This window comes from Rhodococcus sp. A14, assembly GCF_011603105.1.
GTDB classification, from domain to species: Bacteria; Actinomycetota; Actinomycetes; order Mycobacteriales; family Mycobacteriaceae; genus Rhodococcus_F; species Rhodococcus_F opacus.
Window position 1 is genome coordinate 73,511 of sequence record NZ_JAAOQS010000027.1, and the last position, 17,945, is coordinate 91,455.

17 protein-coding genes and 1 rRNA gene are annotated in these 17,945 nt (G+C 68.3%); 10 read left to right on the plus strand and 8 right to left on the minus strand.

Annotation, left to right across the window (positions count from 1 at the left end; all coding sequences use genetic code 11):
- Positions 1-23 precede the first annotated feature (23 nt).
- From G9373_RS16745 to G9373_RS16760, 4 genes are read left to right on the plus strand one after another with little or no spacing between them, the layout of a single operon-like run.
- Entirely contained in the window at positions 24-1,034 is a 1,011-nt protein-coding gene (locus G9373_RS16745) for a 2-dehydro-3-deoxygalactonokinase (protein WP_167115930.1), read from the plus strand.
- On the plus strand, positions 1,031-1,657 hold the full coding sequence (locus G9373_RS16750) for a 2-dehydro-3-deoxy-6-phosphogalactonate aldolase (RefSeq protein WP_054247620.1): 627 nt from the start codon (positions 1,031-1,033) through the stop codon (positions 1,655-1,657). Before G9373_RS16745 ends, G9373_RS16750 begins: the two co-directional genes overlap by 4 nt.
- A gap of 52 nt (positions 1,658-1,709) precedes the next feature.
- Positions 1,710-2,858, plus strand: a complete 1,149-nt coding sequence (gene dgoD / locus G9373_RS16755) for a galactonate dehydratase (protein WP_005262049.1) — start codon at positions 1,710-1,712, stop codon at positions 2,856-2,858.
- 5 nt (positions 2,859-2,863) lie between these two features.
- Positions 2,864-4,177, plus strand: a complete 1,314-nt coding sequence (locus G9373_RS16760; RefSeq protein ID WP_005262050.1) for an MFS transporter — start codon at positions 2,864-2,866, stop codon at positions 4,175-4,177.
- Between the two features lie 54 nt (positions 4,178-4,231).
- Here the strand turns inward: G9373_RS16760 and G9373_RS16765 are convergent, their stop codons facing one another.
- The 3 genes from G9373_RS16765 to G9373_RS16775 all read right to left on the minus strand — a co-directional run bounded on the left by G9373_RS16765 (position 4,232) and on the right by G9373_RS16775 (position 6,897).
- Positions 4,232-5,149 carry a tetratricopeptide repeat protein gene (locus G9373_RS16765; RefSeq protein ID WP_005262051.1) on the minus strand — a complete coding sequence of 306 codons (918 nt, stop codon included), beginning with the start codon at positions 5,147-5,149 and terminating at the stop codon, positions 4,232-4,234.
- A gap of 118 nt (positions 5,150-5,267) precedes the next feature.
- The gene (locus G9373_RS16770) at positions 5,268-5,639 is read right to left on the minus strand and encodes a DUF3817 domain-containing protein (protein WP_005262052.1); all 372 of its coding nucleotides are present in this window, start codon (positions 5,637-5,639) and stop codon (positions 5,268-5,270) included.
- A 64-nt stretch (positions 5,640-5,703) separates the two neighbouring features.
- Entirely contained in the window at positions 5,704-6,897 is a 1,194-nt protein-coding gene (locus G9373_RS16775; RefSeq protein WP_005262053.1) for an acetyl-CoA C-acetyltransferase, read from the minus strand.
- A 94-nt stretch (positions 6,898-6,991) separates the two neighbouring features.
- Here G9373_RS16775 and mce point away from each other — a divergent pair, with 94 nt between their 5' ends.
- Together mce and G9373_RS16785 are read left to right on the plus strand one after the other, a co-directional pair.
- Positions 6,992-7,465, plus strand: a complete 474-nt coding sequence (gene mce / locus G9373_RS16780) for a methylmalonyl-CoA epimerase (RefSeq protein WP_005248354.1) — start codon at positions 6,992-6,994, stop codon at positions 7,463-7,465.
- Between the two features lie 68 nt (positions 7,466-7,533).
- A complete protein-coding gene (locus G9373_RS16785) occupies positions 7,534-8,619 on the plus strand; it encodes a hypothetical protein (RefSeq protein WP_005262054.1) in 1,086 nt (361 codons plus the stop codon).
- Here the strand turns inward: G9373_RS16785 and G9373_RS16790 are convergent.
- Entirely contained in the window at positions 8,616-8,942 is a 327-nt protein-coding gene (locus tag G9373_RS16790) for a hypothetical protein (RefSeq protein WP_005262055.1), read from the minus strand. The two genes, G9373_RS16785 and G9373_RS16790, sit on opposite strands and share 4 nt — an antisense overlap.
- Positions 8,943-8,958: 16 nt before the next feature.
- Entirely contained in the window at positions 8,959-9,633 is a 675-nt protein-coding gene (gene nucS / locus G9373_RS16795; protein WP_005248359.1) for an endonuclease NucS, read from the minus strand.
- 42 nt (positions 9,634-9,675) lie between these two features.
- Here nucS and G9373_RS16800 point away from each other — a divergent pair, with 42 nt between their 5' ends.
- On the plus strand, positions 9,676-11,271 hold the full coding sequence (locus G9373_RS16800; protein WP_005262057.1) for an adenylate/guanylate cyclase domain-containing protein: 1,596 nt from the start codon (positions 9,676-9,678) through the stop codon (positions 11,269-11,271).
- Here the strand turns inward: G9373_RS16800 and G9373_RS16805 are convergent.
- Positions 11,218-12,000, minus strand: coding sequence for a TetR/AcrR family transcriptional regulator (locus tag G9373_RS16805; RefSeq protein WP_005262058.1), 783 nt, complete (start codon positions 11,998-12,000; stop codon positions 11,218-11,220). The genes G9373_RS16800 and G9373_RS16805 overlap by 54 nt on opposite strands.
- A gap of 89 nt (positions 12,001-12,089) precedes the next feature.
- Here G9373_RS16805 and G9373_RS16810 point away from each other — a divergent pair, with 89 nt between their 5' ends.
- A complete protein-coding gene (locus G9373_RS16810; protein WP_167115933.1) occupies positions 12,090-14,891 on the plus strand; it encodes a DEAD/DEAH box helicase in 2,802 nt (933 codons plus the stop codon).
- Positions 14,888-15,661 (plus strand): SWIM zinc finger family protein, encoded by a 774-nt coding sequence (locus G9373_RS48205; protein WP_167115935.1) that lies wholly within the window; start codon positions 14,888-14,890, stop codon positions 15,659-15,661. The genes G9373_RS16810 and G9373_RS48205 overlap by 4 nt, the downstream gene beginning before the upstream one ends.
- Here G9373_RS48205 and G9373_RS16820 read toward each other — a convergent pair.
- Positions 15,627-16,001 (minus strand): UBP-type zinc finger domain-containing protein, encoded by a 375-nt coding sequence (locus G9373_RS16820; protein ID WP_005262064.1) that lies wholly within the window; start codon positions 15,999-16,001, stop codon positions 15,627-15,629. The two genes, G9373_RS48205 and G9373_RS16820, sit on opposite strands and share 35 nt — an antisense overlap.
- A 140-nt stretch (positions 16,002-16,141) precedes the next feature.
- Here G9373_RS16820 and G9373_RS16825 point away from each other — a divergent pair, with 140 nt between their 5' ends.
- Positions 16,142-17,752: a helix-turn-helix domain-containing protein gene (locus G9373_RS16825; protein WP_054247622.1), complete on the plus strand. Its 1,611-nt coding sequence runs from the start codon at positions 16,142-16,144 to the stop codon at positions 17,750-17,752.
- 81 nt (positions 17,753-17,833) lie between these two features.
- On the opposite strand, the gene rrf is transcribed toward G9373_RS16825, so the two are convergent.
- Positions 17,834-17,945 (minus strand): 5S ribosomal RNA (gene rrf, locus G9373_RS16830); the annotation flags it as partial.

Sequence of the window (17,945 nt, forward strand, 5' to 3'; positions counted from 1 at the left end):
ATTCACGTCCGATAGTGGTTCGCGTGATCCAGAACACCCCCGACACATCGACGCCGCGCCTGATCGCCCTCGACTGGGGTACGTCGTCACAGCGTGCCTGGCTCCTCGGCGACGGCGGCCGCATTCTGGACGTTCGCCGGCCGGACTTCGGATTGCTCGGCACCGCCGGAGACGACCCCGCGTCGCGCACGCGTGACTACGAAGCCGCGTTCGACGAGGCCTGCGGCGACTGGATCGCGGCCGCCCCCGGTCTCCCGGCGATCGCCTGCGGCATGGTCGGCAGCGCCCAGGGTTGGCGTGAAGCCGGCTATCTGACCACGCCGACCGATCTCGCGATCGACGCCGGCGATCTGACGACGGTTCCTCATTCGCGCGGAGTACTGCATCTCGTACCCGGCCTGCGCGTCGCACCCTCGGCCGACGGCACGGTGGCCGGCGACGTCATGCGGGGCGAGGAGACGCAGATCATCGGAGCATTGGGCCTGCTCCCGCCGACCGACCGACCCCTCACGATCGTGCTCCCCGGAACACACAGCAAGTGGGCACGAGTCGAGAACCGCAAGATCGTCTCGTTCGCCACATCGATGTCGGGCGAGTTGTTCGGCCTGGTGATCCAGCACGGCATCCTCGGCCGAACGGCAACCGCAGAGGTGCGGGACGACGCCGCGTTCGAGCGGGGCCTCGCCACCGGAACGTCGACACCGCGTCGCGGACTACCCGCGGAGCTGTTCGGAGCACGAGCCCTCGTGCTCGACGGACTCCTCGATCCGGCGTCGCTTCCCGACTACGTCTCCGGCGTGATCATCGCCGACGAGGTCCGGCATCTCCTGCCCCACTACGCCGCCGGAAGCCGAATCCTGTTGTGCGGAAACGCCGATCTCTGCCGACGCTACGCAGCCGGACTGCGCGTTCACGGCGTGGCCGCCGACATCGTCGCCGAGGAGGCCGCCGCACAGGGTCTGTGGCGCGTGGCGGTCGATGCGGGGCTGGTCGACCCGGCGCCATCCACGAATCCCGAGAAGGAGTCCCTATGAGCAGCACAGCCACCACCACCAGGACCGGTTTGATCGCCATTCTGCGCGGCATCACCCCGGACGAGATCGTCGCCGTCGGCTCGGCCCTCGTCGACGCCGGGTTCACCGCGATCGAGGTCCCGCTGAATTCGCCGCGACCGTTCGACTCGATCGAGCGGTTGGCCGCGGCCGTCGGCGACGTCTGCGTCGTCGGGGCCGGAACGGTACTGAGCGTCGACGACGTGATCCGATCCGAAGCAGCCGGCTCCCGGATCATCGTCTCGCCCAACACCGACGTGGAGGTCATCGGCGCCGCCGTTGCCCGGAACCTGCACCCGTATCCGGGAGCGGCCACTCCCACCGAGGCGTTTCGCGCCGTCGGTGCGGGAGCGCGCAGCATCAAACTGTTTCCCTCCGACTCGGTCGGGACAGCCGGGATGCAGGCATGGCGGGCCGTCCTGCCGACGGAGGTCGAATTGCTCCCCGTCGGCGGCGTCGACCGAACCAACCTCGCCGAGTGGGCATCCGCGGGCGCGGGCGGCGCGGGACTCGGAACCTGCCTGTACCGGCCCGGGGACGGCGCCGAGACCGTCCGCGACCGCGCCCTCACCCTGATGAACATCTGGTCGGCCGAAGCCGCCTGAACCGACACCTACACCCCGGGGCCACCACCACAGCCCCGCACAGGAGGACTCCATGAAGATCAAGTCACTCACCACGTACGCCGTTCCCCCCAGGTGGCTGTTCCTGCGGATCGAGACGGACGACGGCGTGGTCGGCTGGGGCGAACCGGTGCTCGAAGGCCGGGCCGCGTCCGTCGCCGCGGCGGTGGAGGAACTGTCCGACTACCTGATCGGACAGGATCCGACGCAGATCGAAGACCTGTGGACGGTCATGTACCGGTCCGGTTTCTACCGCGGTGGCGGCATCCACATGAGCGCGCTGGCCGGCATCGACCAGGCCCTGTGGGACATCAAGGGCAAGGCCCTCGGCGTGCCTGCGTACGAGCTTCTCGGCGGCCGCGTCCGGGACCGGATCAAGGTCTATTCCTGGATCGGTGGCGACCGCCCCTCGGACACCGCGAAGGCGGCACGCGAAGTGGTCGACCGGGGGTTCACCGCCGTGAAGATGAACGGCACGGAGGAACTGCAGTACCTGGACTCCTGGGACAAGGTGGACCAGTGCCTCGCCAACGTCGCCGCGGTACGGGACGCAGTGGGCCCGAACATCGGCATCGGCGTCGATTTCCACGGCCGGGTGCACAAGCCGATGGCCAAGGTGCTGCTGAAGGAACTCGAGCCGTTCCGGCTGATGTTCGTCGAGGAACCGGTCCTCTCCGAGCACGTCGACGGTTTCGTCGACGTGCTGCGACAGTCGCCGATCCCGATCGCGCTGGGTGAGAGATTGTTCTCTCGTTGGGATTTCAAAACCGTCCTCGCGTCCGGGGCGGTGGACATCATCCAGCCCGATCCGTCGCACTGCGGTGGCATCACCGAGGCCCGGAAGATCGCGCACATGGCCGAGGCGTACGACGTGGCACTCGCGCTGCACTGCCCCCTCGGGCCGATCGCCCTGGCCACGTGCCTGCAGATCGACGCGGGCTGTTACAACGCGACGATCCAGGAACAGAGCCTCGGCATCCACTACAACACGTCGAACGATCTCCTCGACTATCTCGTCGACCCGTCCGTGTTCACGTACGCGGACGGTCAGGTCCGAATCCCCACCGGTCCGGGACTGGGCATCGAGGTGAACGAGGAGTACGTGATCGAACGGGCCGCCGAAGGCCATCGCTGGCGAAACCCGGTCTGGCGCCACACCGACGGATCCTTTGCGGAGTGGTGAGGGCAATGGTGCAGACCCAGAAGATCGGCAAGTCCACTACGGTCGCCGCGCAGGCGTCGAAGGCGCGCGTTCTCATCGCGGTGATGCTGTTCGTGACCGTCGTCATCAACTACATGGACCGGGCAAACCTGTCGATCGCGATGCCTGCGATCGCGGACGAAATGGATCTCTCCAAGGCGCAGCAGGGACTTCTGCTGTCGGCTTTCGGCTGGACCTATGCGGCGCTGCAGATCCCCGGAGGATGGCTCGTCGACCGGATTCCCCCGAGACTGCTCTACCCCGCCTGCCTCATCCTGTGGTCGGTCGCGACCGCGTTCATGGGGGTCATCGGCGGCTTCGTAGCGCTCATCGCGTTGCGCCTGCTGGTCGGTGTGTTCGAGGCGCCCGCGTATCCGATCAACAACCGGGTCGCGACGGCCTGGTACCCCGAGCGTGAACGGGCGACGGTGATCGGCTTCTACACCTCCGGGCAGTTCATCGGACTGGCCCTGCTCACGCCGTTCCTGTCCTGGCTGCAGTCCGTGCTGTCGTGGCACTGGGTCTTCATCGTGACCGGAACGATCGGGGCGGTCTGGGGTGCCGTGTGGTACGCGTTCTATCGCGAGCCACGCGACTCGCGGGCGAACGACGCCGAGATCGACCTGATCCGCGACGGCGGCGGACTCGTCGACCTCGCGGACGAGCAGCAACCCGAACGTCCGGCGGTGACCCGGAACGATGTCGCCACCGTCCTCGGCCGGCGCAAGCTGTGGGGGATCTACTTGGGGCAGTTCTGCCTCACGTCGACGCTGTGGTTCTTCCTCACCTGGTTCCCCACGTATCTCGTCGAGTACCGGGACATGGATTACATCAAGTCAGGATTTCTCGCCTCGCTGCCGTTCGTCGCGGCACTCGTCGGTGTGCTGTTCTCCGGGGTGTTCTCCGATTTCCTGCTGCGCAAGGGAGTGTCTCTCGGAGTCGCCCGGAAGGGTCCGATCATCGTGGGCCTGTTGCTGACGGTCGCGATGATCGGCGCCAACTTCACCGACTCGACCGCGATGGTGATCGTGTTCCTGTCCATCGCGTTCTTCGGCAACGGGCTCGCGTCGATCACGTGGTCGCTGGTCTCGGCGCTCGCGCCGGAACGACTGCTCGGGCTCACCGGTGGAATGTTCAACTTCATCGGCAACCTGTCGTCGATCGCGACGCCCATCGTGATCGGGTTGCTCGTCACCGACGACAGCTTCGCGCCGGGATTCGTCTACATGACCGTGGTGACCGCGGTCGGGGTCGCGTCCTACGTCTTCCTGGTCGGACGGGTGGAGCGCGTTCGAAGCTGACCATCAGACGAGGTGACCGGGGTGAGTGCCGACAGCACTCACCCCGGTTCCTCGTCAGTACAGTGCGGCGGCGAGTTTCCGTCGCGCGGTCATGACGACCGGCTCGGCCGGGTCGAACAGTTCGAACAACTCCAGCAGACGCGTCCGTACCCGCGTCTTGTCGTCGCCGGCGCTGCGGGCGACGACACCGATGAGACGGGCGAACGCCGCGTCGGGGGCCTGGGAGTAGAGCTCGACGTCCGCGGCCTGCAACTGGGCGTCGATGTCGTTCGGGGCGGCGTCCGCCGCGGCGACGGCACCGGGATCGACGGACTGCACGCGGGCGAGGAAACGCACCTGCCGGATCGCGCCCTGCGCCTCGGCGTTGGCCGGTTCGTCGTCGAGGATCTTCTGGAACTCGGCTTCGGCTGCCGACAGGTCGCCTTCGTCGAGCGCGGCCTCGGCCGCGACGAAACGCGGGTCCTCCGGTTCGGGCTCGTCCTCGTTGCCGTCACCGGCCGGCGGTCCGGACAGCTTTCCGGCGGTGGCCTGCTGAACGGCGGCGAGCCACTGACGCAGTTGCGGTTCGGGCTGCGCGCCCTGGAAGTCGGCGAGCGGTTGCCCGCCGGCGATGGCGACCACGGTCGGGACGGACTGGACGCCGAAAGCCTGTGCGATCCGCGGGTTGGCATCGACGTCGACCTTGGCGAGCACCCAGGTGCCGCCGGCCTCGTGTGCCAGCTTCTCGAGCAGGGGTGAGAGTTGTTTGCACGGCTCGCACCAGGTGGCCCACAGGTCGACGACGACCGGGACCTGCTGGGACCGGACGAGCACCTCCGCCTCGAACGTCGCCTCGGTGACGTCGATGACGGGTATGAGTCCGGTACTCCCGGGTGCGGCCGGGGCCGCGCCGTCCCCGGAGGGTGCGGGTGCCGGCGGGGGTGGAGCGGCCGCACGCTCCTTGAGGGCGGAGAGATCGACTGCTCCGCTCATGGCCGCGGCCACTGCTGAGGAACGCGCTGACGGACGAGAACCTGGTCGAGTCACGTCCACCAGTTTGTCACGATTTGAGCGCGCACCGGAATGCGGGCCGTGCCTACCGCGGAGCGGATCAGACGAGCGACGGTTCGCTCTTCACGGCGCTCGACCGGGACAGTTCGCCCATCCGGCCGGTGCGGGCCGCCCAGACCTCGAACACGACGGTGCCGAACGGCGGGACGCTGGCGACGAGCGCCCAGAAGGTGGTGACCAGATTCCAGCTCAGCTTGCGGGCGGTCCACAGCGAGATGAGCAGGTACAGGACGAAGACACCGCCGTGGATGGGCCCGAAGATCTTCACGCCGATCTCGTTGCCGTCGGCGGGCAGGTACTTGAAGGCCATGCCGATGAGGAGGCCGAGCCAGGTGAATGCCTCCAGAATTGCGACAAATCGGAAGCGCGTGGCCGTGGTGCTGAGATCGAAGACGTTCGCCATGCCGACCATTGTGCCCGACCATCTACGACAGTCCGTAGTGGTGTGAGATACACCACCACGGACTGTCGTCCGGTCAGGCCTTGGGGACGCGGACGATCAGGGCGTCACCCTGACCGCCACCACCGCACAGTGCCGCAGCGCCCACACCCCCGCCGCGACGACGCAACTCCAGCGCCAGATGCAATGCGATCCGCGCCCCCGACATGCCCAGCGGATGCCCCATCGCGATCGCCCCGCCGTTGACGTTCACGATCTCCGGATCCAACCCCAACTCCCGTGTCGACGCGATCCCCACCGCCGCGAACGCCTCGTTGATCTCCACCAGATCCAGGTCCTTCGGCTCGATCCCCTCCTTGGCGCACGCCTTCGCGATGGCCCGCGCCGGCTGCGACTGCAGCGTCGAATCCGGACCCGCAACGACCCCGTGCGCGCCGATCTCCGCGATCCACGACAACCCGAGTTCCTGCGCCTTCGCCTTGCTCATCACCACGACAGCGGCCGCGCCATCGGAGATCTGCGACGCCGACCCGGCGGTGACCGTGCCGTCCTTGCTGAACGCCGGCCGCAGCCTGGCCAGGGATTCCGCCGTCGTATCGCCGCGCACGCCCTCGTCGGAGCCGACCAGCACGGGATCCCCCTTCCGCTGCGGCACCGGCACCGGCACCACCTCGTCGTCGAACACCCCGTCCTTCCAGGCCCGCGCCGCCTTCTGATGCGACGCCGCCGCGAAGGTGTCCTGCTCCTCACGGCTGATCCGCTGCCCGTCCTCCGCGTTCTTCGCCTCTGTCAGACTCCCCATCGCCTGATCGGTGAAGATGTCGTACAACCCGTCGAAGGCCATGTGGTCGCGCATCGTGACGTCGCCGTACTTGAAACCCTCCCGCGACTTCTCCAGCAGGTGCGGGGCGCGCGACATCGACTCCTGGCCGCCGGCGACCACCACTTCGAACTCGCCGGCCCGGATCAGCTGATCCGCCAACGCGATCGCATCGATCCCGGACAGGCACACCTTGTTGATGGTCAGCGCCGGCACATCCATCCCGATCCCCGCGGCCACCGCGGCCTGCCGCGCCGGGATCTGCCCCGCCCCCGCCGTGAGCACCTGACCCATGATCACGTACTCGACCTGCTCGGGAGCGACGCCCGCCTTCTCCAGCGCACCACGAATCGCCACCCCACCCAGATCCGAACCCGACACATCCTTCAACGAACCCAGCAACCGGCCCATCGGGGTCCGGGCTCCGGCGACGATCACAGAACTGGTCACGATTTCCTCCGCGTGAGACGAGTAGGCAGGTGCGGGGCGACGGAAGTCACATCCCGACGAGAACTACCGAAACGGTAGCGCTAACGTCGGGACCATGACACAGTCCTCCCCCACCCAGACCACGTCACCGCTGTCCTCGGACCTGGTGACCGCCATCGACCACGTCGGTATCGCCGTTCCCGACCTCGACGCCGCCATCGCGTGGTACTCCGAACACCTCGGCATGGTGTCGACGCACGAAGAGGTGAACGAGGAGCAGGGCGTGCGCGAAGCGATGCTCAGCGTCGTCGGCTCCCCCGAGGGCAGCACCGCGCTACAGCTTCTCGCACCGTTGAACGAGAACTCGACCATCGCCAAGTTCATCGATCGCAGCGGTCCCGGTCTCCAGCAGCTCGCGTACCGCGTGACGGACATCGACGCCATCTCCGCCCAGCTGCGCGAGCGCGGCGTGCGCCTGCTGTACGACGCACCTCGCCGCGGAACCGCCGACTCGCGCATCAACTTCGTCCACCCGAAGGACGCAGGCGGAGTTCTCGTCGAGCTCGTCGAGCCGTCGGCGACTCACTAGAGCTGTGGCCGGCCGCCGGGTACCAGGCGCAGAGACAAGTTCTACTTTGCCCAGGTAGATTGGCGGCCATGGTAAACGAGCAGGACCGTGGTTCGATCCCCCTTCCCTTCTCCACCGTGCGCAAGGGATTCGATCGGGACGAGGTACGTAACTACTTCGAGCGATTCGACGCCGAGCTCCGCGTCACTGCCGCCGACCGCGACGCCGCGGCGGCGCAGGCGCGGGATCTCGCCAAGCAGCTCGACGATGCGCGGGACGAGATCGACGATCTCCGCAAGGATGTCGACCGCCTGTCCGTTCCGCCGACCACCGCGGAGGGAATGAGCGACCGCATCTCGCGCATGCTCCGGCTCGCGTCGGACGAGGCGTCCGAGGTGCGTGCGAAGGCCGAGGCCGACGCCGCCGAGATGATCTCCGTCGCCGAGCAGGAGGGCGCGCAGCTCCGCGGCCAGTACGAGTCGCTGGTCGCGGAACTCGAAGACCGCCGGAGTGCTCTCGAGATTCAGCACGAGCAGACGATGGCCAAGGCCCGCACGGAGGCGGCGAAGATCGTCGAGGCCGCTCAGTCCGAGCGCGACCGCCTCGCCGCCGAGGCCGAACTGCGTCGGTCGCAGGTGCAGGAAGACTTCGACCTCGCGATGTCCGAGCGTCGTCAGAAGACGATCACGGCCGTCAACGAACTCGAGTCCACCAGCAAGGCCGAGGCGCATCGCCGTCTCGCGGACGCCACGCACGAGGCGGAGCGCAGGCTGCAGGCGGCCACCGACCAGTCGGAGCGCAAAATCGCCCACGCCAAGGAACTCGCGGAAGAACTTCGCGTGCTACGCGGCCGGATCCTGGCGCAGCTCTTGGGAATTCGGGGTCAGCTCGATTCCGTTCCCGCCATGTTGGCGTCGGTCAACCGGGAGAGTGAACTCCTGGACGCGCAGCCCGACACCGCGGCATCGAACTCGGAGAAGCGCTCGACCGAGAACACGAGCAGCAAGCCGGCACCGGGCGGTGCCGCCGACCGGAAGTCCACGCAGAGCGAGTCCGGGAAGAACTCCGCGGACGAGACGGACAACTCGGACGAGGACACCGCAGTGCTGTCCACCGTCGAGAAGAACCCGGCGAACCGGCCGGCGGATCAGCGAACCGTGAAGACGGGAAGCTAGGACCACCTGCGCGTGAGGCCCCGGGTGCTGCGTCCCGACCAGCACCCGGTGTGCCAGTGCCGCCGGTCCTCGGCTCCGCCGTATTCGGCCGGCCAGGTGACGAGGTGGGCGACGCCCGGCCGGATGTCGTGATCGCAGCCGGGGCACCGGTAGGACTTGGTCGCCCGGGCCCCGGGGATCGTGCGGACGATGAAACTCTCGTCGGCGTAGCCTGCGGGCCCGGACTCCTGACGCATCATCGCACTACCGAACAGCGACCCCTCGGAGTCGTCCGGGGGCGCACTGCGGCGTGTGTTCTTCCGCTGCGGTTTACGACGGGGCACGGGTTCAGCCTAGGCCTCAGAAGAGCCGGAACTCGGTGCTCTCGGTACCGCGCAGCGCTTCGTAGTCGAGCACGAGGCACCGGATTCCGCGGTCGGTGGCAAGGGTTTTGGCCTGCGGCTTGATCTGCTGGGCGGCGAAGACACCGCTCACCGGCGCCAGCAGCGGATCCCGGTTGAGCAGTTCGAGGTACCGAGTGAGCTGCTCGACACCGTCGATGTCTCCGCGGCGCTTGATCTCCACGGCGACGGAAGCCCCGTCGGCGTTCCGGCACAGCAGGTCGACGGGACCGATGGCCGTCATGTACTCACGCCGGACGAGCGTGTAACCGCTGCCGAGCGTTTCGACGTGTTCGGCGAGCAACTCCTGCAGGTGTGCCTCGACACCGTCCTTGACGAGCCCCGGATCGACACCGAGTTCGTGACTGGAGTCGTGCTCGATCTCCTCGATGGTGATCCGCAGTTCCTCACCGGCCTTGTTGGTCACCACCCACAGCGCTTCGGCGTCTTCCACGGTGTCTTCGACGAGCCAGCAGGGCGGGCTCATCCAGTTCAGCGGCTTGTAGGCGCGGTCGTCGGCGTGGATGCTCACGGAACCGTCGGCCTTGATCAACAACAGGCGACGAGCGGTGGGCAGATGTGCCGTCAAACGGCCTACGTAGTCGACTCGGCATCTGGCAATCACTAGGCGCACCCGCCCACCCTAAGGGATCGTGCCGACTAGTCTCGAATGACTATGCGCCGCCCTCGCCGATCCGTCGCCCCGCTGGGGTCGTGGTTGCTCGGATCACCGGACGAGAGTCCCCGCAGGCGGCGTATCCGTGTCCAGCTGCTACTCACCGCCCCGCTGGTGTTCACGAACCTGGTCGGCGCGGTGATCACCTGCCTGCTCGTCAGTGTCGTCGTCCCCGGCCCGAGTGTGTGGTCGAGCGAGTTCATGATCGCCAACTTCGTCGCGGTGCCCGTGTTCGTGCTGTGCGCGGTCCTGATCGGCGTGACGTGGGGCACCAAACGACTGGTGTCGGATCTCCGGTGGGCCACGGAGGACGACGCGCCCACGGACCACGACCGGTCGGCGGCGTTTCGCGCACCGTGGCGTCTGACGCGTGTCCAGGCGGCGTTGTGGGGCATCGGGCTGGTCTTCTTCACGACGCTGTACGGCCTCATCGATCCCCAGACCATTCCGAAAGTCGCATTCACGATTGCGTTGGCCGGGATCACGGTCTGCGCGTTCTGCTACCTGCTGACGGAGTTCGCCCTCCGCCCCATCGCCGCCCGGGCACTGGGATCGGACGGACCGCGTCCCCGCCGAACCCTGGGCATCACCGGCCGCACCGCGCTGGCGTGGATCCTCGGGACGGGTGTTCCGGTGCTCGGTCTGATGCTCATCGCGATCTTCAGTTTCATCCGGCCGGCGAGCCCGACCAGCCTCGCGGTGTCGATCCTCGCGCTGGGTGGTGTGATCCTGCTCTTCGGCCTGCTGCTGGTCGTGATCAGCGTGCGTGCCACCGAGGCGCCGATCCGCTCGGTGTCGCTGGGCATGGCGAAGGTGGCGGAGGGCGATCTCGACGCCGAGGTCGTCGTGTACGACGGCACCGAACTCGGCGCGCTGCAGACCGGGTTCAACCGGATGGTGGAGGGACTCCGCGAACGTGAGCGGATCCGCGACCTGTTCGGGCGCCACGTCGGGCAGGAGGTGGCCTCCCAGGCCCTGCGGCACAACCCCGAACTCGGCGGCGAGGAACGTGACGTGGCGGTCCTGTTCGTCGACATCATCGGGTCCACCACGATCGCGGCCACCCGGTCGCCTGCGGAGGTCGTGGACCTGCTCAACCGGTTCTTCAACGTGGTCGTCGACGAGGTCGATCGGCGAGGCGGGTTCGTCAACAAGTTCGAAGGTGACGCCGCGCTGGCCATCTTCGGGGCACCCGTGGCGCTCGACGACCATGCAGGTGCCGCGCTCTCCGCCGCTCGGGCCCTCCGCGAACGGCTCACCGCCGAGGTCCCGGAGTGCGATGCGGGAATCGGGGTGGCGGCGGGTCGCGCCGTGGCCGGAAACATCGGAGCCCACGAACGGTTCGAGTACACGGTGATCGGCGATCCCGTCAACGAGGCAGCGCGGTTGTCCGAACTCGCCAAGAACGTGTCCGGACACGTCGTCGCGTCCGAGCGGGCGATCGACGCGGCAGCCGAGGACGAACGCACACGGTGGCAACTCACCGACACCGTCACCCTGCGCGGCCGTGTCGAACCGACCACGCTGGCCGTTCCGGCCGAACTACTCCCCGCCGGTTCCGCCGTCGACGATGAGGGCGCCGACGCCGTCGAGTAGCCGGGCCAGCCCGAATTCGAAGGCGTGGGCGGGCGCGTACGCGGCGTCGTGGTGTTCCCCGGCGGAGGCCCCGACCCGGGCGGCCAGCGGGAACCGGTCGGGGTCGAAGACCTTTTCGAAGTGCGGAGCGACGCGCTGCCACCATTCACGGTCCGCCTCCCCCTGGGCGGCGAGCGCGGCCGCGTCCACCGCGGCCCGCGCCGCGCCCGCGATGAAACTGTCGAGGAGCGTGACGACCGAATCCATGTCGAGGTCCGACAGTCCCAGTCCCTCGACCGCGCGCAGTTCCCGCTCGTACTTGGCCATCCCGCCGGGCCCGAGGACCGGCCGGCTCAGCGCGACGACGCCGAGCATCCACGGGTGGGCGCACAGCAGATGGAAATAGTCGTGAGCGGCGGCCGCGAGACGCTCCCGCCACCCCGCTTCGGTGTCGTCGGCCGGCTCGAGGGTGGACAGCGCGCGATCGAGCATCACCTCCACCAGTTCGGTCTTCCCGGGAACGTGCGTGTACAGCGACATCGCCCCGGCGCCGAGTTCGGCTGCCAGCCGGCGCATCGAGACGGCGTCCAGCCCTTCGGCATCCGCGACGGAGATCGCGGCCTCGACGATCCGGTCGAGCGTCAGGCCCGGCTTCCCGTTGCGGGGGCGAGAGATCGGTGTACTGCCGCCACCCCAGAGCAGCTCCATGGTGCGGGCGGGGTCGCCCTCCGGTGTCGCGCTTCTACCCATGCCGAGATCTTCCCACGGCGCCCGGGAACAATTCCGTCCGCCGCCTCGTTGACGTACGGCGTACTGTAAACCAGGCGAAAGGCGCAGTAGTGACAGCAGGGCCCATCCTCGCCGCCTGTGCGGCCACCTTCGTGCCGTCCGATCCTCCGCGCGACTCCCGCCTGGCGTTCTGGCGTGATTCCCCGGACGGGCCGCTGCCACCGAGTATCGATTCCCACACCCGGATGGCAATCGGAAGCACCGTGGAACGCGTTCCGACGCAGAGCATCTCGCTCGCCGAAGCGTTGCCGATGCTCCTGGCACTGCGACCCGGCGAGACAACGCATCGATCGGTCGCGTTCTGGGCCGCCTGCACCCGGACCGCTCTCGGATACGTCGGGGCGGGCAAGATCCTTCCCGCGGTTGCGCCGAGTGGCCGCGACCGCTGGCGGCTCGGCGTCCTCGACGACGAGGACGAATCTCATCTGCGCCTGCTGGCCGCCGCCCTCCCGCCGGAAGCGCGCGCGATTCCACTCGGGGATCCGTCCGCCGCCGGAGTTCGCCTCCCCGCCGCGGTGGACGTGCTGCGCGACTTCCTCACCGCTGCCGTCGACACGATCCCGCGACTCGACTCACCGGCCGACGCCGGCCCCTACCGGGGATGGAACGCCGAGACCTTCCCCGCACTCCGGGCGTGGGCGGACGCCCTGGCACCCGATGCGATCGCGCTGTCGTTGCGGATCGACCCCGTCGATCCGCACGCGGTCGACCTCTCGGCCGGCGAGTTCGACGCGACAGTCCAGGTGCACGGTGTGGCGCGGCCCGGGGTGGTGTGCGACGCCGTCGACCTGTGGCGGCATCCGACGCTCGCCGAGTCCGCGTTCGCCGCCGACCCGCGGATCGAGGTTCTCGACGCCCTCCGCCGCGCGGCCCAGGACTGGGCGCCGCTCGAAGACCTGCTGCGAGCCGAGGCGCCGCACCGCATCCGGCTCGAGGACGACGACCTGGCGTCCCTCGCCGGGGACGCCGGCCGTCGGCTGCGTGAGCGTGGAGTCGAGATCCATTGGCCGCGCGAACTGGTCGCCCGCACCTCCACCCGCATGATCCTCGGCGAGCCCGGGTCCCGCGAGGGCGCAGCCGCTTTCGGCGGCGACCGCGTCTTCGACTTCGACTGGCGCGTGGCGGTGGGCGACGACGTTCTGACTCGCGAGGAAATGGAGGAGCTCGTCTCGGCGGAGCGCGCCGTCGTGAAACTCCGCAACCGATACGTCGTCGCGGACTCGGCGTTGATACGAAAGACCCTCCAGCGGCGGACCGGAACGATGACGTCCATCGAGGCCCTCCGCGCGTCGCTGACCGGCCGGGCCCGGCGCGGCGAGGAGGACGTCCGCGTCGACTCCTATGGAGCGGCCGCGGCGGTGGCGCGTGAGCTGTCCGACCAGGATCCGGAGGCCGTGCCGGTCCCCGCAGCCCTGCGCGCGCAGTTGCGGGACTACCAGCTGACCGGATTCCGCTGGCTGGCCGGGCTCACGTCACGAGGCCTGGGCGCCTGTCTCGCCGACGACATGGGCCTGGGAAAGACGTTGACCCTCATCGCACTTCACCTGCACCGACAGCAGACACCGCAAACGGCAGGACCCACGCTGGTGGTCTGTCCCGCGTCTCTGCTCGGAAACTGGCGACGGGAGATCGAACGCTTCGCGCCGGGCACCGGCGTCCTCGTCCACCACGGTCCGAAGCGGCGCCCTCCCGGTGAGACGGTCGCAGGCGGCAGCGACACCGTCGTCCTCACCACGTACGCGACGATGCGGCTCGATTGCGACGTACTCGCCCGGACAGTGTGGGGTCTGGTCGTCGCGGACGAGGCGCAACACCTGAAGAACCGCGCCGCGTCCGTCACCCGGGCACTGCGGACGATTCCGGGACAGGCCCGCGTCGCGCTCACCGGGACACCCGTGGAGAACAGGCTCAGCGACCTCTGGTCGATCCTCGACGGCGTCACACCGGGCCTCCTCGGTCCGTACGCGCAGTTCCACCGCCGCTACGACGGCTCGGCCGCCGAGGACGGCACCGACCGCGCGGCGGAGTTGGCGGCGTTGATCTCGCCGTTCGTCCTCCGGCGCACGAAGTCCGATCCGGGGATCGCCCCCGAGCTTCCGCCGAAGACGGAGATCGACCTGGACGTCACGCTCACCCCGGAACAGGCCGGAATGTATGAGGCCCTCGTGCGCGAGGCCATGGAGCAGATCGAGACGAGCGACGGCATCGGGCGGCGCGGCAGCATCGTGTCGCTGCTGACCGGACTCAAGCAGATCTGCAATCACCCCGCCCAGTACCTCGGGCAGGAGCACGCCGCGCTCACCGGCCGCTCCCACAAGATCGGTCTGCTCGACGAGCTGATCGACACCAACCTGTCGGACGGCGGGCGTTCGCTCGTCTTCACCCACTTCACCACGATGGGACGGCTGCTGCGGCGGCACCTGACGGCGCGAGGAGTGGGCTGCGAATTCCTGCACGGGGGCACACCCGTCCCCGCCCGGGAGGAACTGGTCGAACGCTTCCAGAACGGCGACATTCCCGTCTTGATCCTGTCCCTCAAAGCCGCCGGCACCGGGTTGAACCTCACCCGGGCCGATCATGTCGTCCATTTCGACCGCTGGTGGAACCCCGCGGTCGAGGACCAGGCCACCGACCGCGCGTACCGCATCGGGCAGACCCACCCGGTCGTTGTCCACCGGCTCGTCACCGCCGGAACCATCGAGGAACGCATCGCCGGCATGCTCGCGTCCAAGCGGCAGCTCGCCGACTCCGTCCTGTCACACGGTGCCGACGCCTTCACCGAACTGACCGATCGCGAACTCACCCGGCTGGTGGCGCTGAGCCCCGACTGCGACTTCGGAGGTGATCTGTGAGCGACGCCGTCACGCTTCCCCGCTTTCCGGCGCAGAAGGGCCGCCGCACCCGCGGCCGGACCTGGTGGGCGCAGCGATGGGTCGACGATGTCGAGCAGGCCGCACTCGACTCGGACACGCTGAAACGCGGACGCGCCTATGCCCGTGGTGGACTGGTCGGTCCGCTCACGTTCACGGCCGGGCTCGTCTCCGCGGACGTGCACACGGACGAGGAGAGCCTGCACGTGCGGATCCGGGTGGACCAGCTGGACGAGCGCCAGTGGGGCGAGGTACTCGCGACCCTCGCGTCGCGGAGCGGTCACGTCGCCCAGTTGTCGAGTGGGACGCTTCCCCGCGAACTCGACGACGACCTCGCTGCCGTCGACGTGTCCCTCGTGCCGTCGATGTTCGACGCCGACGCGACGTGCACCTGCGAGGAGTGGGACGTGCCGTGCCGCCACGCTGCCGCGGTGCTGTATCAGGCCGCGTGGGTGCTCGACGACGAGCCGCTGCTCTTCTTCCTCCTGCGCGGACGGGAGGGACAGGAGGTTCTCCAGCTCAGGCACGGCGCACACGAGGAGACGTCTCATTCCTCGCTCGACGGTTCGTCCGCCCCGGTGTCGGCGTCGGACGGTTACGCCGCAGTTCCCGGACCGCTTCCGACGTCGCCTCGTTCCGGCGGAATCCTGGAACGCCCACGTTGGCTCGACGACGCTCCCCCCGAGGTTCAGGCGGACGCCGTGTGGTCTGCGATCGTCACTGCGATTTCGCGATACGGAGACCGTGTCTGAGGTCGTCCGACGGTCCGGGCACGAGGCTCGGTGCGACCACCCGGGCCCCGGTCGCCGGATACGGCGTGCAGATCTGGGCGTCGTGCACGAAGCACCAGCGCCAGTTGTCCCCCGCGTGGAGCGACTGGACGATCGGATGACCGCTGCGTTCGGCGTGGTGTCGCGCGTGCCGCATCGGTGATCCGTCACTGCATCCGACATAGCCGCACGTCAGGCACAACATCAGGTGCTCCCAGCGGGTACCGAGCGTGAGACAGCCCTCGCACCCGTCCGACGTGTGCGCGACGACATCGCGAATCATGTTCAGATCGGGATCGTGCCAATTATTGGATTGGGTCATAGTGCCACCCCTCAGTTACCAAGAGTGGCGGCTGATCCGTCTCCCCACATGGTCACGGCGGAACGAAAGAATCCACCGAAATCCGGCCTCAGCGGACAGCGTCCCGGTTTCGACGGCGCAAAACGGGGTAGTTCCAAGCCATGGATCTGGAAGCAGCCCCAGACCCGAGGGTGGATCACACGCCGCGGGCGACGAACCTGTCCGCGGTCTTGGCCGTCACCGCGCACATGCACGACTGCGGGAATCGGGACGAGATCCTCGCCCTGCTGGTCGAAGCTCTCCCCGAAGTCGGTCCCTTCACGGTGGAACCCGTGTCGGCTCCGACGGGCGAACGCCACGACGACGACGTCTGGCGACACCGCGTGCTTTTCGACGATTCGTGGTCGAGGCCGGTGTCGCTCACCCTGCGGGCCGACTACCCGCCTACCCCGGTGCAGGCCACGCTGCTCGAGTTGTTGATTCAGCACACGGGGTCGGCCCTGCGCGCCGCATCGCTCCGCTCCCGGGCGGCCACACAGGAACGTCAATTGCGCGAGGCCGCGGACGAGATCACCGCGCTCGGCGCGCGGGTCGCGCGGCTCGAGGAGGAAGCGAAGATCCAGAACACGTTCGGACGCCTCGCCGCGACCGGCGCCGACGAGACCGCCATCGCCGAGACCCTCCACCACGTGACCGGACTTGCCGTCGGGATCGAGGACGCCTTCGGCAATCTCCGCGTCTGGGCCGGCCCGGACAAGGCCCCGCGGTACCGCAAGATCGGCGGCGGGAACCGAGTCGACGTCCTGCGCCGTGCCGCGATGGAAGGGCGCCCGCTGCGGCACGACAACCGGATCGTGCAGATAGTCCGGCCCGGCCAGACACTTCTCGGCGTTCTGTATCTGTCCGACCCGGAACATCGGGCCACCGACCTCGACACCGCCGCCCTCGAATACGCCGCGACGATGCTCGCCGTCGACATGGCGCATCGCAGATCACTCGCCGAGGCGGAGGCGCGGCTGAGCCGCGACCTGGGCGCCGACCTGCTCGGCGGCACCGACGACGACAGCGCCTATTCCCGGGCCGACGCACTCGGCTACGACCTGCACACCCCGCAACGCGTCCTGGTGGTCCGCTGGGGGCCGGACACACCCGTCGAGTCCGTCGCGGAAGCCTTCCGGCGTCACCTGGCGTCCTCCGACTCGTCGGCGCTCCTCGTCCACAACACCGAGCACCGAACCGGGGTCCTCGCCGCCGTCATGGATGCGAAGACAGATGTGAACATCATCTTCACAGCGCTGGAGAAGTCACTCGGCCCCGCGATGGGAGTGATCGGTGTCGGATCCGAATGCACCTCCCCCAGTGGTCTTCCCGACTCGTACACCCACGCGATACGGGCGCTCGAGATCAGACAACAGTCGCTGTCGCCCCGTGGGGTGGCGCTGTTCGACGAACTCGGCGTCTACCGGATCCTCGACTCGCACAGCAGCACCGGAGACGTCGAGGCATTCGTGCAGGAATGGCTCGGCCCGCTGCTCGACTACGACCGGGAACACCGCAGCACGATGACGGCCACACTGGCCCAATACCTCGAATGCGGAGGCAAGTACGACGAGACCGCGCAGGCACTCAGGATCCACCGCAGCACCCTGCGATACCGGATGTCTCGCATTCACGAACTGACCGGGCGTGATCTCCGCAGCGTCGACACACGCCTGAATCTTCATCTGGCGTCCCGCGCACTGCAGGTCCTGGCCGGGGGTGCGTCGGGGTGAAAAGACAGGCGCGGCATGGGTGTTCGTGCCCGGGAATGCCGAAAGCCCCCCAACATGGTTGGGGGGCTTTCGGTAACGGATGTTCGGCGGTGTCCTACTCTCCCACACCCTGTCGGGTGCAGTACCATCGGCGCTGGAGGGCTTAGCTTCCGGGTTCGGAATGGGACCGGGCGTTTCCCCTCCGCTATGGCCG

Bases quoted from the DNA above. Each gene is read 5' to 3' on its own strand.
- G9373_RS16750 (WP_054247620.1), top strand. From the start codon at position 1,031: ATGAGCAGCACAGCCACCACCACCAGGACCGGTTTGATCGCCATTCTG.
- dgoD (WP_005262049.1), top strand. From the start codon at position 1,710: ATGAAGATCAAGTCACTCACCACGTACGCCGTTCCCCCCAGGTGGCTG.
- G9373_RS16760 (WP_005262050.1), top strand. From the start codon at position 2,864: ATGGTGCAGACCCAGAAGATCGGCAAGTCCACTACGGTCGCCGCGCAG.
- G9373_RS16765 (WP_005262051.1), bottom strand. From the start codon at position 5,149: ATGAGCGGAGCAGTCGATCTCTCCGCCCTCAAGGAGCGTGCGGCCGCT.
- G9373_RS16770 (WP_005262052.1), bottom strand. From the start codon at position 5,639: ATGGTCGGCATGGCGAACGTCTTCGATCTCAGCACCACGGCCACGCGC.
- mce (WP_005248354.1), top strand. From the start codon at position 6,992: ATGACACAGTCCTCCCCCACCCAGACCACGTCACCGCTGTCCTCGGAC.
- G9373_RS16785 (WP_005262054.1), top strand. From the start codon at position 7,534: ATGGTAAACGAGCAGGACCGTGGTTCGATCCCCCTTCCCTTCTCCACC.
- G9373_RS16800 (WP_005262057.1), top strand. From the start codon at position 9,676: ATGCGCCGCCCTCGCCGATCCGTCGCCCCGCTGGGGTCGTGGTTGCTC.
- G9373_RS16805 (WP_005262058.1), bottom strand. From the start codon at position 12,000: ATGGGTAGAAGCGCGACACCGGAGGGCGACCCCGCCCGCACCATGGAG.
- G9373_RS16820 (WP_005262064.1), bottom strand. From the start codon at position 16,001: ATGACCCAATCCAATAATTGGCACGATCCCGATCTGAACATGATTCGC.
- G9373_RS16825 (WP_054247622.1), top strand. From the start codon at position 16,142: ATGGATCTGGAAGCAGCCCCAGACCCGAGGGTGGATCACACGCCGCGG.